This window comes from Streptomyces sp. NPDC002623, assembly GCF_053592635.1.
Genome location: NZ_JBSFWB010000040.1, coordinates 10,310 through 25,524, shown reverse-complemented (window position 1 = coordinate 25,524; position 15,215 = coordinate 10,310). Strand labels below are relative to the sequence as shown.

Annotated in this window: 2 pseudogenes; both read right to left on the bottom strand. The window is 75.8% G+C overall.

Annotated features, from left to right (window positions below):
• Window positions 1-374: 374 nt before the first annotated feature.
• A pseudogene (locus ACWD4O_RS41170) lies at window positions 375-8,447 on the bottom strand (type I polyketide synthase); the annotation flags it as partial.
• 107 nt (window positions 8,448-8,554) lie between these two features.
• Window positions 8,555-15,169 (bottom strand): annotated as a pseudogene (locus ACWD4O_RS41165) (SDR family NAD(P)-dependent oxidoreductase); the annotation flags it as partial.
• Window positions 15,170-15,215 lie beyond the last annotated feature (46 nt).

Genomic DNA, 15,215 nt, shown 5'->3' with positions numbered 1-15,215 from the left:
CCCGGGTGGACGTCGGTGAGCGCCCGGAGGAGTTCGAGGGTGGCCGCGAGGCCGTGGGTGAGACCGGGCAGGCCGGCGCGCTCCCCCGGCAGGTCGGCCAGCAGGGAGACCACGCCGTCGAGGGGGCCGAGGCCGCGCAGGCGGTCGGCGAGCGTGTCGCGGTCGCACTCCGGCGCGTCGACGCGGAGTCGGGTCACCGAGGCACCTCGTTGTTCGAGCCCGCGCGCGCAGGCGTCGGCGAGGGCGTCGGCGAGGCGGCTCTCCGGGTGGCTGACCACCGCCCAACTGCCGGACAGCGCGCCGCCGTCGTCCGTCGGCCCGGCCCACGGCGTCCACTCGGCGCGGTAGCGCCAGGTGTCCGGCATGCCGCCGGGAGCGGTGCCTGGGCCGGACAGCGGTTGCAGCCAGTAACGCCGGCGCTGGAAGGCGTAGGTGGGGAGGTCGACCGGGGTGCGGCGGCCTTCGAAGAAGGCCGACCAGTCCACCGGGGTTCCGTGGACGTGCAGCGTGCCGAGAGCGGCGACGAGCGTGGCCCGTTCCGGCCGGTCCCGGCGGACGGTCGCGACGGCGAGGGTGTCGGAGGCGGGGTCGAGGCATTGGCGGGCCATCCCGGTCAGCACTGCGTCGGGCCCGACCTCCAGCAGCAGGGCTCCGCCCTGGGCGTCCAGGGCGGCGACGCCGTCGGCGAAGCGCACCGCGCCGCGTACCTGGCGTACCCAGTACTCGGGTTCCTCCAGCTCGCCCGGCTCGGCGACGGCCCCGGTGAGGTTCGAGACCAGCGGGATGCGCGGGGCCGCGTACGAGACGCTCTCCAGGACGGTGCGGAACTCGGCGAGCATCGGTTCCATGCGCGCCGAGTGGAAGGCGTGGCTGACCGAGAGCCGTCGGGCGTTGTGGCGCTGCTTCGTGAAGCGGGCCGCCATGGCGAGGACGGCGGCCTCCGCACCGGAGACGACCACCGAGGTCGGCCCGTTGACGGCGGCGATCTCGACGGCCTCCACCCCCTCCAGCGCCGACCGCACCTCTTCCTCGGTCGCCCGCACCGCCACCATCGCGCCGCCGGTCGGCAGTGCCTGCATCAACCGCCCGCGCGCCGCCACGACGACAGCGGCGTCCGGCAGTGACCACACCCCTGCCACATGCGCGGCCGCGAGCTCGCCGATCGAGTGTCCGAGGAGGAGGTCCGGTCGCACGCCGAGGGACTCCAGGAGGCGGAACAGCGCGACCTCGACGGCGAACAGTGCGGCCTGGGTGAACACCGTCTCGTCCAGCAGCCCCTGCGTGCCCTCGGCTCCGAAGACCACGTCGCGCACCGAGTGCGTGACATGCCCCGCCAACTGCCGGTCCAGCTCGAACACCGTCGCGTCGAAGGCCTCGGCGAACACGGGGAAGATGCTGTGGAGTTCACGGCCCATGCCTACCCGTTGGCTTCCCTGACCGCTGAACAGCAGGGCCAGCGGGGCGTCGGAGCGCGCACTGCCCGTCACGACCCCGCCGCTCCCGCCTTCAGCGGTGAGGCCGGTGGGGTCGGCGAGTGCGGTGAGACCGGCGAGCAGTTCGGCCCGGTCCCCGGCCGGGATCGCGGCTCGGTGGTCGAGTGCGGTACGGGTGGTGGCCAACGCGGCGGCGAGGTCGGCCGGGGCGAGGTCGGCGCCGTCCGCCTCCAGGTGGGCGCGCAGCCGCTCGGCCTGGGCCGCGAGGGCCTGGGGCGTCTTGGCGGAGAGCAGGTACGGCAGGACGCCCGGGTCGGCCTGGGGTGGTGCGGTGTTCGGGGTCGGGTCGTCGGAGGGCTCGGGTGGGCGGTGTTCGAGCACGGTGTGCGCGTTGGTCCCGCTGATCCCGAACGCCGACACGGCGGCGCGGCGCGGGCGGCCGGTCTCCGGCCAGGGGCGTGCCTCGGTCAGCAGCTGCACCGCGCCCGCCGACCAGTCCACATGCGGCGTCGGCTCGTCCACGTGCAGCGTCGCGGGCAGCACTCCGTGCCGCATCGCCATGACCATCTTGATGACGCCCGCGACCCCGGCGGCGGCCGTGGTGTGGCCGATGTTGGACTTGAGCGCGCCCAGCCAGAGCGGTTCGTCCGGGCGCCGTTCCCGGCCGTAGGCGGCCAGCAGGGCCTGGGCCTCGATCGGGTCGCCGAGTGCGGTGCCGGTGCCGTGCGCCTCGACGGCGTCCACGTCCGGTGCGCTCAGTCGTGCGTCGGCCAGCGCCCGGCGGATGACCCGCTGCTGCGAGGGTCCGTTGGGCGCGGTCAGGCCGTTGCTGGCGCCGTCCTGGTTGACCGCCGAGCCGAGGACGGTCGCCAGGACGCGATGGCCGTTGCGCCGTGCGTCGGAGAGGCGTTCGACGAGCAGCATGCCGATGCCCTCGGCCCAGCCGGTGCCGTCGGCGGCGGCAGCGAAGGGCTTGCAGCGGCCGTCGGCGGACAGCACGCGCTGTCGGCTGAAGTCCACGAACAGGCCGGGGTTGGCCATCACAGTGACGCCGCCGGCCAGCGCCATCGTGCACTCCCCGGCGCGCAGCGCCTGGACGGCGAGGTGGAGGGAGACCAGGGAGGAGGAGCAGGCGGTGTCGACCGTGACGGCGGGGCCCTCCAGGCCGAAGGTGTAGGCGAGGCGGCCGGAGGCGACGCTCGCGGCGTTTCCGGTGCCGAGGTAGCCGCCGAGTTCGTCGGGCAGCTCCATGCCGGCCAGGTAGCCGATGTTGGCGGCGCCGACGAACACGCCGGTGGCGGAGCCGCGCAGGGCTGCCGGGTCGATGCCGGCCCGTTCGAACAGCTCCCACGAGGTCTCCAGGAGCAGCCGCTGCTGCGGGTCCATCGCCAGCGCCTCGCGCGGCGAGATCCCGAAGAACCCGGCGTCGAAGTCGGCCGCGTGCTCGACGAAGCCGCCCTCGCGGACATAGCTGGTGCCGGGATGGTCGGGGTCGGGGTGATAGAGCCCTTGGACGTTCCAGCCGCGGTCGGTGGGGAAGCCGGTCAGTCCGTCGCGGCCCTCGACCAGCAGCTGCCAGAGGTCCTCGGGGGACATGACGCCGCCGGGGAAGCGGCAGGCCATGGCGACGATGGCGATCGGGTCCCGGTCGGCGTCCGGCGTGACCGCGGGCGTGGGAGCGGCGGGTCGGGTCTCGGCGCCGAGGAGTTCGGCGCGCAGGAATCCGGCGAGCGCGGTGGTGGTCGGGTGGTCGAAGACGAGGGTGGCGGGCAGCCGGCGTCCGGTGAGCGCGGCGAGCCGGTTGCGCAGGTCGACCGCGATGAGGGAGTCGAAGCCGAGGTTCTTGAAGGCGGCGGTGACGTCCACGGCCCTGGCGTCGTCATGGCCGAGCACCGCGGCGACCTGGGCGCGGACCAGGTCGGTGAGCGTCCGTTCCTGGTCGGCCGGGTCGAGGGCGAGCAGGTCGCGGACGAAGTGGTCGCCAGCCGGGCCGGCGCCCGCGGCCGAGGCGGTACGGCGTACGGGTCCGCGGACGAGGCCGCGCAGCAGTCCCGGCAGCACGCCGGCGTCGGCCTGGGCGCGCAGGGCCGCGCGGTCCAGCCGGAGCGGCACCGCCACGGGCTCGTCGGCCGCGGTCGCGCGGTCGAACAGGTCGAGGGCGGTAGCGGAGGACAGGGGGACGACACCGGAGCGGGCCATCCGCCGGCGGTCGGCCTCGGCGAGCCGGCCCGTCATGCCGCTGGCCCGCTCCCAGAACCCCCAGGCCAGCGAGACGGCTGGCAGTCCTTGTGAACGCCGTTGCTGGGCCAGGGAGTTGAGGAAGGCGTTGGCGGCGACGTAGTTGCCCTGGCCCGCGCTGCCGAGGATGCTCGCGGCCGAGGAGAAGAGGACGAACGCGGACAGGTCGAGGTCGCGGGTCAGCTCGTGCAGATGGACGGCCGCGTCGACCTTGGGCCGCAGGACCGCAGAGAGCCGCTCGGGGGTCAGCGAGTCGATGACGCCGTCGTCCAGGACGCCCGCGGCGTGCACGACCGCGCTGAGCGGCCGGTCCGCGGGGATCGCGGCCAGCAGCCGTTCGAGCGCGGCCCGGTCGGCGGCGTCGCAGGCGGCGATGTCGGCGGTGGCGCCGAGGGCCGCCAGTTCGGCCCGCAGTTCGGCGCAGCCGTCGGCGTCGGGGCCGGTGCGGCTGGTGAGCAGCAGATGCCGTACGCCGTGTTCGGCGGCCAGGTGGGCGGCGATCAGCCGGCCCAGGGTGCCGGTGCCGCCGGTGACGAGGACGGTGCCCTCGGCGCGGAACGGCCGGGTCGAGGCGCGCTGTCCGCCCTGGTGGGCGGTGAGGCGCGGGGCGAGGAGGTCGCCGTCGCGGACGGCGACGGCGGGTTCGCCGCAGCCGGGGACGGCGGCCAGGGCCCGGCCCCAGGTCTCGGGCTGCGCGGCGGGCAGGTCGGCCAGGAGGAACTGGTCGGGGTACTCGGTCTGCGCGGAGCGCAGCAGCCCCCAGGCCGCGGCGGACGGCAGGTCCGGCACGTCCTCGTCCGGTGCGGCGGCGACCGCGCCGCCGGTCGCGACGACCAGCCGTGCGGCCGCGAAGCGGGGGTCGCCGGTCCAGGTGTGCAGGACGGGCAGCAGGTCGGCGGCGGCCGCGTGGGCCGCCGCGGTGAGCGGCGCGTGGCCCGGCTGCACCGGGTACAGGACGGTGTCCGGCAGTGCGGCTCCGTGGTCCAGGGCGGTGGCCAGCGCTTCGAGGCCGGGGAAGGTGTGCACGTGGGCGCCCGAGTCGCGCAGCGCGTGCGCGAGGCCGCGGGGGTCGGCGCCGAGCACCGCCCAGGTCGCGTCGGCCGAAGCCGTGGAGCTGGCCGTGGAGCCGACGGACACCCACTCGACCCGGTACAGCGCGTCGGGCCGGTGTTCGAGGGCGGCGCGTGACGGCTCGGCGGCGGCTTGGGTGGACACGGTGTCGATGCGGGCCACGGGCTGCCCGGTGGGGTCGGTCAGCAGCACGGCGTGCCGCACGGGTCGGTCGGCGGGGCCTTCGAGGGGGCGCACCCGGACCCGTAGGGCGGTGGCCCCGGCCGCGTACAGGGCGATCCCGCCGAGCGTGTCGGGCGACGCGGGTGCGGCGGGTACGGCCGGGTCGTCGTCGTACAGCCGCAGGCGCAGCGCGGCGTCGAGCAGGGCGGGGTGCAGGCCGTACGCGCCCGCGTCCTCGGCGTGTTCCTCGGGCAGGGCGATCTCGGCGAAGAGCTCCCCCTCGCGTCGCCAGGCCGCGCGCAGGCCGCGGAAGGCGGGGCCGAGGGTGTGCCCGGCGGCCGTCGACCGGTCGTGGAGGCCGTCCGGTTCGAGGGGTTCGCTGCCGGGCGGCGGCCATGCCTCGTCGGCGGCTTGGGGGGCGGGCCGGCCCGGGCGCAGCAGGCCGGTGGCGTGCCGGGTCCAGGGCGCTGCGGAGTCCGCGTCGGACGGCCGGGAGAACACGGTGAGCGTACGGCGGCCGTCGGGCTCGGGCGGGCCGACGGAGACCTGCAGCCGTAGCGCCTCGGCGCCCGGTTCCAGGGGCGCTTCCAGGGACAGTTCCTCGACCTGGTCGCAGCCCGCCTCGTCGCCGGCGCGGATCGCCAGCTCGACCAGGGCCGCGGCCGGGAGCCGTACGGCGCCGTCCACGGTGTGGTCGGCGGGCCAGGCCAGGGCGCGGGCGGTGAGCTGCCCGGTGAGCAGCAGACCGCCGCCGTCCGCGAGGGCCGCGGTCGCGCCGAGCAGGGGGTGCCCGGTCGGCAGGAGGCCGAGTCCCGTCGCGTCGCGGGCCGTGTCGGTGGGGGGCTGGAGCCAGAAGCGGCGGCGGCGGAAGGGGTAGGTCGGCAGGTCGACGCGGCGCGGCGGGCCGGCGTGTCCGGCGAACAGGTGCCGCCAGTCGACGGTGAGGCCGTGCGTGTGTGCGGTGGCCAGGGCCTCGGCGAAGCGGCCGGGGCCGCCGTCGCCGCGCCGCAGGGTGTCGAGGACGACCGCGGGCGCGTCGGCGGCCTCGACGGCGTCCTGCAGTGCCACGGTGAGCACCGGGTGGGCGCTGACCTCGATGAACGCGGTGTGGCCGGCGGCGAGCAGCGCGTCGACGGCGGTGTCGAAGCGCACCTGTCGGCGGAGGTTGTCGTACCAGTAGTCGGTGTCCAGGGCGGCGGTGTCCAGCAGGGTACCGGTGGTCGAGGAGTAGTAGGGCACGGTGGAGGCGGTCGGGGCGAGCCCGGCGAGCTCCTTGGTCAGCCGGTCGTGGATGGCCTCGACCTGTGCGGAGTGCGAGGCGTAGTCCACCGGTATGCGGCGGGCCCACACGCCCTGGGCCTCGCACACGGCGAGGAGTTCGTCGATGGCGGGCTGGTCGCCGGCGACGGTCACCGAGTGGGGGCCGTTGACCGCGGCGACGGTGAGTTCTCCGTCGAGCGGGCCGATCAGGTCGTGCGCACGGGCGGCCGGCAGCGAGACCGAGGCCATGCCTCCGCTGCCGGCCAGCTCCAGGATGGCGCGGCTGCGCAGGGCCACGACCTTGGCGCCGTCCGCGAGGGTCAGGCCGCCCGCGACGCAGGCCGCCGCGATCTCGCCCTGCGAGTGGCCCACCACGGCGGCGGGGCGCACGCCGTGCGCCTGCCAGAGCCGGGCGAGGGCGACCATGACGGCCCACAGCACGGGCTGGACGACGTCGACCCGCGCCAGCCACTCCTCGTCCGCGGAGCGCAGCACGTCGGTGGCCGACCAGTCGACGTGGGGGGCGAGGGCTGTCTCGCACTCGGTGAGCGTCGCGGCGAACTCCGGTGCGGTGTCCAGGAGTTCCCGGGCCATGCCCGCCCACTGCGCGCCCTGGCCCGGGAAGACGAAGACGGGACGCCGGTCGTGTCCGGCCACGGCGGTGGCGCCTTCGCCGCGGGCCAGGGCGCGCAGCCGTTCGGCGAAGCCGTCGAGGTCGGCGGCGGTCACGACGGCGCGGTGCGCCAGCGCCGACCTCGTGGTGGCCAGGGAGAAGGCGACGTCGTCGGGTGCGAGGCCGGCGGGTGCGGCGGCGACGAAGGCCGCCAGACGGTCCGCCTGGGCGCGCAGGTCTTCGTCGTCGCGCGCGGACAGGATCCAGGGTGCGGGCGGCCGGTCCGCCGCCGCGGCCGGCTGGGGCGCGGGTCCGTCGTCGTCCGGGGCCTGTTCGAGGACGACGTGGGCGTTGGTGCCGCTGATGCCGAAGGAGGAGACCGCGGCACGCCGGGGCCGGCCCTCGGTGTCGGGCCAGGGCCGTGTCTCGGTCAGCAGGCGTACGGTGCCGGCCGACCAGTCGACGTGCGGGGTGGGTTCGTCCACGTGCAGCGTCCGCGGCAGCCGGCCGTGGCGCAGGGCCATCACCGTCTTGATCACCCCGGCCACGCCGGCGGCGGCCTGGGTGTGGCCCAGGTTGGACTTGACGGCGCCGAGAAGCAGCGGCCGTCGCGGGTCGCGGCCCTGCCCGTAGGTGGCCAGCAGGGCCTGGGCCTCGATCGGGTCGCCGAGGGTGGTGCCGGTGCCGTGCGCCTCGACCGCGTCGACGTCGTCGGCCGTCAGCCGGGAGTTGGCGAGCGCCTGCCGGATCACCCGGCGCTGGGAGGGCCCGTTGGGGGTGGTCAGGCCGCTGCTGGCGCCGTCCTGGTTGACCGCGCTGCCGCGGACCACGGCGAGCACCGGGTTGCCGTCGCGGCGCGCGTCGGAGAGCCGTTGCAGCAGGACCAGTCCGGCGCCCTCGGACCAGCCGGTGCCGTCCGCCGCGGCGGCGAACGCCTTGCAGCGGCCGTCGGGGGCCATCCCGCGCTGTCGGCTGAACTCGCTGAACATGCCGGTGTTGGACATGACGGTGACCCCGCCGGCGAGGGCCGTCGTGCACTCGCCTGCGCGCAGTGCCTGGACGGCGAGGTGCAGCGCGACCAGGGAGGACGAGCACGCCGTGTCGACCGTGACGGCGGGCCCTTCGAGCCCGTACACGAAGGCGAGGCGGCCGGACAGGACGCTGATGATGGTCCCGGTGCCCAGATAGCCGCCGACGCTCTCGGGCACCTGCTGGAAGCCGGTGCCGTAGCCGGAGGAGCCGGCGCCGACGAACACGCCGGTGCGGCTGCCGCGCAGCGCGTCGCGGTCCAGGCCGGCGCGTTCGAACAGCTCCCATCCCACTTCGAGCAGGACCCGCTGCTGGGGGTCCATCGCCAGTGCCTCGCGCGGGCTGATGCCGAAGAACTCGGGGTCGAAGTCCGCCGCGTGGTCGAGGAAGCCGCCGCTGCGGGCGTAGCTCTTGCCGGGGGCGTCGGGGTCGGGGTCGTAGAGCCCTTCCAGGTCCCAGCCGCGGTCGTCGGGCATGGGGCCGATCGCGTCCTCGCCCTCGGCCACCAGCCGCCAGAGGTCCTCGGGCGAGGCCACCTGGGCCGGGTAGCGGCAGGCCATGGCGACGATCGCGATCGGCTCCGTCTCCCGCTGCTCGGCGCGGCGCAGCTCGGCCCGCGCGTCGTGCAGTTCCGCGGCCACCCGCTTGAGGTAGCCGACCAGCTTCTCGCTCTCCGGCGTGTCGCCATCCTGCATCGTGGTGTCGCTCCTTCCTGGACTCGACGGGGAGGGGGAAGCGGCAAAGGCGCTCACGCCAGGCCGAGTTCGCGGTCGATGAAGTCGAGCACCTCGTCGGCGCTGGCTTCCCTGAGCTGCTCCGCGGCCGTCTCCGGCGTGTCCGACGCGGCGGGGGCGGAGTCGGGGTCCTGGTTGCGCCACACCGTCAGGAGCCGGTCGATCCGCTGGGAGACGGCGGCGCGGTCGTATGCGTCGGCGCGCAGTCGAGCGAGCCGGGACTCGATGCGGTCGAGTTCGTCCAGCAGCGCCGGCACCGCGGCGGCGGTGTCGGGTGCGAGTTCCTCGAAGAGGTGCTCGGCGAGGTCGGCCGGGGTGGGGTAGTCGAAGACGAGGGTGGCGGGCAGCCGCAGTTCCGTGGCGGCGTCGAGCCGGTTGCGCAGTTCGACGGCGGTCAGCGAGTCGAAGCCCATCTCGGTGAAGCCCCGGCGCGGGTCGACGGCGTCCGCGCCGCCCAGCGCGAGCACGGTGCTCGCGTGGTCGCAGACCAGGTCGGTCAGCAGTCTGCGCCGGTCGTCCTCGGCCAGCTCGGACAGCCGCTGTACGAGCCCGGCGGGCTCCGGCCGGGCGGCGGACCGGGCGGTGCGCCGGGCCGGGCCCCGGACCAGGCCGCGCATGGCCGCGGGCACGGCGGCGGCGCCGGACCCGCGGCGCAGGGCCGCGCCGTCGACCCGGACGGGCAGCAGCAGAGGCTCGGGCGTGTCGGCGGCGGCGTCGAAGAGGGCGAGGCCCTGTGCGGCCGACAGCGGCAGCATTCCGGAGCGCGCCGCCCTCGCCCGGTCGACCCGGTCCATGCCGGCCGTGATCTCGCCTGCCTGGTCCCACAGTCCCCAGGCGAGCGAGGCGGCGGGGCGGCCGGCGGCCCGGCGGTGGCAGGCGAGCGCGTCGAGGAAGGTGTTGGCGGCGGCGTAGCCGCCCTGGCCCGCGCCGCCCAGCACGCCGGCCGCCGAGGAGTAGAGGGCGAACAGGGCGAGGTCCGCGTCGGCGGTCAGCCGGTGCAGGTTGACGGCGCCGTCGATCTTCGGGCGCAGGACGCGGCGGAGTTGATCGGAGGTCAGCGAGGTGACGACGCCGTCCTCGACCACCCCCGCGGCGTGCACGACCGCGGTCAGCGGGTGCTCGGCGGGGATGCGGGACACGACGTCGGCGAGTTGGGCGCGGTCGGCGACGTCGCAGGCCGCGAGCTCCACGTGGGCGGCGCCGAGGTCCGTGAGTTCCTCGCGCAGTCGCTCGGCGCCGGGCGCCTGGTCGCCGGCCCGGCTGGTGAGCAGCAGCCGCCGGGCGCCGTGCTCGGTCACCAGGTGGCGGGCCAGCAGGGCGCCGAGCGCGCCGGTGCCGCCGGTGATCAGGACGGTGCCCTCGGGGTCGGGGGCGGCGGGCAGGGTGAGCACGATCTTGCCGATGTGCTTGGCCTGGCTCATGTACCGATAGGCCTGGGACGCCTGACGGATGTCCCAGCTGCGCACCGGGAGCCGGCTGAGCGCGCCGCTCTCGATGAGTTCGACGACGTGGGTGAGGATCTCGCCGATGCGCTCGGGTTCGGCGTCGACGAACGGCTGGTAGCCGACCCCCGGGTGGAGGACGGCCGTCTCGCCGGGGTCGCGCAGGTCCGTCTTCCCGATCTCGATCAGCCGGCCGCCGGGCGCCAGCAGCCGCAGCGAGGCGTCCACGTACTCGCGGGCCAGCGAGTTGAGGACGACGTCGACGCCGCGGCCGCCGGTCGCGGCGGTGAAGTCGTCCTCGAAGTCGAGCGAGCGGGAGGAGGCGATGTGCTCGTCGTCCAGGCCCAGTTCCCGCAGGGTGTCCCACTTGCCGGGGCTCGCCGTGCCGTACACCTCGGCGCCGAAGTGCCTGGCCAGCTGGACGGCGGCCATGCCGACGCCGCCGGCCGCCGCGTGGATCAGTACGGACTCGCCGGGTTTGAGGCCGGCGAGGTCGAACAGGGCGCGGTAGGCGGTCAGGAAGGCGATCGGCATGCCGGCGGCTTCGGCGAAGGTCCAGTGCGGCGGGACGGGGACGACGGCGCGGTGGTCGCAGACCGCGACCGGGCCGAGCGAGGCGGGCACCACGCCCATCACCCGGTCGCCGGGCTGCCACTCGCCGGCCGCCGAGCCCGCTTCGACGACCACTCCGGCGCCCTCGGTGCCCATGCCGACCTGGCCGGGCACCATGCCGAGACCCACCAGCACATCACGGAAGTTGAGACCGGAGGCGCGGACGGCGATCCGGATCTCGTGCGGGGCGAGCGGCCGGGCGGCGGGCGGGTACGGCAGCGGCGCGAGCCGGTCCAGGTCGCCCGCGGAGGCGGTGTCCAGCAGCCAGGGCCCGTCGGGGGCGGCGGGCAGCAGCCGGGCGGTGTCCGCCCGGACGATCCGCGGCGCGAGGGCGGCCCCCGCGCGGACGGCCGTCTGCGGTTCGCCGGTGGCCAGTGCCGTTTGGATCGCGTCGGGCAGGGCGGCCCGGGAGGCGGCGTCCGTGTCGAGGTCGGCGAGGAGGATCCGGCCGGGGTGTTCGGCCTCCACGGAGCGCAGCAGGCCCCAGACCGGCGCGTGGGCCAGGTCGGTGACGCTCTCGCCGTCGCGGGCGGCTACCGCGCCGGACGTGACGACGACCAGCCGGGTCGCCTCCCACGCGGAGTGGGCCAGCCAGCCCTGCACGGTGTGCAGCATCCGGTCGACGGCCCGGTCGGCCGCGCTCGGCAGTCCGGCGGCGGAGACCGGGGCGAGCGGGAGCAGGACGACCGCGGGGGCCACGGGCTCCTCGGCGAGGGTGGCGACGTCGGGATACTCGCTCGCCGCGATCCCGGCTCCGGCCAGCGCGTCGGTCAGGCCGAAGGGGTCGGGGCCGAGGACGGCCCACGGCTCGGCAGCTGTCGTCGGCGGTTCCTCGGAGGGGGGCTGCGGAACCCAGTCGAGCCGGAACAGGGCACCGCCGTCGGCCGGTTCGGCGGACGCGGCTGCGGGGGCGGGGCGCATGACCAGTTCACGCACCGAGAGCACGGGGTTGCCCAGGCCGTCGGCGGCGGTCAGTTCGACCGTGTCGGGCCCGGTGGCCGACATCCGCACCCGCAGCGCCGCGGCGCCGACGGCGTGCACGCTCACCCCGCTCCAGGAGAACACCAGCCGGGCCTGCCCGGTGTCCTGCCCGAGGCCGGTCAGCCCGCTGGCGTGCAGCGCGGCGTCGAACAGCGCGGGGTGCAGGAGGAAGTCCGCGGCGGCCGCGGCGTGTTCGTCGGGCAGCGCCACCTCCGCGTACACGACCCCGTCGAGCCGCCAGGCGGCGCGCAGGCCCTGGAACGACGGACCGTAGCCGAATCCGCCGGAGGCGAGGTCGGCGTAGAAGTCGTCGACGTCGACCGGCACGGCCCCGGCGGGCGGCCAGACCGCGTGGGGGGCGAGGTCGGCCGGGGGTTGTGGCGCGGTTGCCTGTGCGGAGGTCGCGGGGTCGGGGTCGGGGTCGGTCGTGAGGACGCCGGTTGCGTGTCGGGTCCATTCGGCGTCGTCGGGGGCTGTGGAGTCCGCAGGCCGGGAGTGGATCTCCACCCGGCTGCGGCCGTCGTCGTCGGTCGGTTCGACGGTGACCTGGAGTCGGACCGGGGTGTCCGCGGGGAGCGGGAGGGGTGCCTCCAGCATGAGTTCGGCCAGGTGGGGGCAGCCCGCGCGGTCGCCGGCCTGGACGGCGACCTCGACGAACGCGGTGCCGGGGAAGAGCACGACGCCGCCCACCGCGTGGTCGGCCAGCCAGCGGTGGGTGTGCGGGGACAGCCGTCCGGTCAGGACCAGGCTGCCGCTGCCCGCCATGTGCAGCTCCGCGCCGAGCAGGGGGTGGCCGGTGGCGGTGAGGCCCAGGCCGGCCGCGTCGGGGGTCGTGGCCGTGCCGTCCAGCCAGTAGCGCTTGCGCTGGAAGGCGTAGGTGGGCAGGTCGGTGCGGCGGGCGTCGAGGCCGGCGAAGAACCGCTCGCCGTCGATGCGGCCGCCGCAGAGGTGGAGCGCGCCGAGGGCGCGCACGGCGGCGGCGGGTTCCGGTCGGCCGGCGCGCAGGGCGGGGACGCACACGGGGGTCGGTGTCGTCCTGCGGGCGGTCAGAGTGTCCTGGGCGAGTGCGGTGAGGACTCCGTCGGGGCCCAGCTCGATCAGGGCGGTGGCGCCGGCGTCGGCGAGCGCGGCGACTCCGTCGGCGAAGCGGACCGTCGCACGCACATGGCGAACCCAGTAGTCGGCGCTGCCCAGTTCGTCGTCGGTGGCGGGAGCGCCGGTCACGTTGGAGATCACCGGGATGCGGGCGGGCGAGGCCACGACGGCGGCCGCTGCCTCGCGGAAGCGGTCGAGCATGCCGTCCATGTGCGCGCTGTGGAAGGCATGGCTGGTGCGCAGCCGCCGGGTCTTGCGGCCCTCGGCGGCGAAGCGGTCGGCGAGCGCGAGCAGCGGCTCGCTGTCGCCGGAGAGCACCACCGCGGACGGCCCGTTGACGGCGGCGAGATCGACAGCGCCGTCGTACTCGGCGAGGGCCGCCATCGCCTCCTCCTCCGTGGCGGCGACCGCGAGCATCGCGCCTGCGGCGGGCAGTTCCTGCATCAGGGTGGCGCGGGCCGCGACCAGTGCCGCCGCGTCGGGCAGCGACCACACGCCGGCCAGGTGCGCGGCGCTCAGCTCGCCGATCGAGTGGCCCAGCAGCAGGTCGGGGCGCACGCCCCAGGACTCGTAGAGGCGGAAGAGGGCGACCTGGAGGGCGAACAGTCCGGTCTGCGCGTACACGGTCCGCCCGAGCAGTTCCGCGCTCTGCGGATCGTCGGGGGTCAGCACGACCTCGGCCAGCGGCCGGTCGACGTGCCCGGCCAGCCGGGCGTCGAGTTCGGCGGCCACCGCGTCGAAGGCGTCGGCGAAGGCGGGCCAGGTCGCGTGCAGTTCGCGGCCCATGCCGGGGCGCTGGCTGCCCTGGCCGGTGAACAGGAAGGCCGAGCGGCCGCCCGGGACGGCCCGGCCGTGCGCGGCGTTCGGCGCGTCCCCGCCGAGCGCCAGCGCGTCGAGACCCGCGAGGAACTCTTCGGGTTCGGCGCCCACGACGACCGCCCGGGAGTCGAGGGCGGCGCGCGAGGTGGCCAGTGAGTAGCCGATGTCCGCCGGGCGGAAGCCGGGCCGTTCCCGCAGGTGGGCGGCGAGCCGGGCGGCCTGTGCGCGCAGTGCGTCGTCGGTGCGGGCGCCGAGGACCCAGGGCACGGCGGGGACTTCCTCGACGAGGACTCCCCCGATGGGGATGTCCTCGGCGGCGCCGGCCTCCTCCGTGGCGGGCGGTGCCTCCTCCACGATCACATGGGCGTTGGTTCCGCTCACGCCGAACGAGGAGATCCCGGCCCGGCGCGGACGGCCGTTGCGCTGCCACGGGGTGGGGCGGGTGAGCAGTTCCACTCCGCCGGACGACCAGTCGACGTGCGGCGTCGGCTCGTCCACGTGCAGGGTCCGCGGCAGCAGTTCGTGCCGCATGGCCTCGATCATCTTGATGACCCCGGCGACGCCGGCCGCCGCACCCGTGTGACCGATGTTCGACTTGACGGCACCCAGCCACAGCGGCTTCCCCGTGGGCCGGCCCTGGCCGTACGTGGCCAGCAGCGCCTGTGCCTCGATGGGGTCGCCGAGGGTGGTGCCGGTGCCGTGCGCCTCGACCGCGTCGACGTCCGGGGCGGTCAGTCGCGCGGAGTCGAGGGCCTGGCGGATCACGCGTTCCTGCGCCCGGTCGTTGGGGGCGGTCAGGCCGTTGCTCGCCCCGTCCTGGTTGACCGCGCTGCCCCGGACGACGGCCAGCACGGGGCGCCCGGCCCGGCGGGCGTCGCTGAGCCGCTCCAGCAGCAGGACGCCCGCGCCCTCGGCCCAGCCGGTGCCGTCGGCCGCGGCGGCGAACGCCTTGCAGCGCCCGTCGGGGGCGAGGCCGCGCTGGCGGCTGAACTCGATGAAGATGCCCGGCGTCGACATCACGGTCACCCCGCCGGCCAGTGCCATCGTGCATTCGCCCTGGCGCAGCGCCTGGGCGGCGAGGTGGATCGCGACGAGCGAGGAGGAGCAGGCGGTGTCGATGGTGACGGCCGGCCCTTCGAGGCCGAGCGTGTAGGCGATCCGGCCGGACGCGACGCTGGTCATGCTGCCGGTGCCGAGATACCCCTCGACCGCCTCCGGAACGCTGGTGAGCCGTTCGGCGTAGCCCGAGGAGATGGCCCCCGCGAACACTCCGATCCGGCTGCCCCTCAGCGAGGTCGGGTCGACGCCCGCACGCTCGAAGGCCTCCCAGGAGGTCTCGAGGAGCAGCCGCTGCTGCGGGTCCATGGCCAGGGCCTCACGCGCGTTGATGCCGAACAGCTCGGCGTCGAAGTCGGCCGCGTCGTCCAGGAAGCCGCCGCGCCGGACGTAGGTCTTGCCGGAGCGTTCGGGGTCGGGGTCGTAGATGCCGTCGACGTCCCAGCCGCGGTCGTGCGGGAAGTCGCCGAGCGCGTCGACTCCGTCGGCGACGAGTCGCCACAGCTCCTGCGGTGTGCGCACACCGCCGGGGTACCGGCAGGCCATGCCGACGACGGCGACGGGCTCGGCCGCGGCCGCCTCGATCTCGCGCAGCCGTTGCCGGGTCCGGCCGAGGTCCGCGGTGGCCCTCTTGAGGTAGTCGAGGAGTTTCTCTTCGTTGGTCGACACG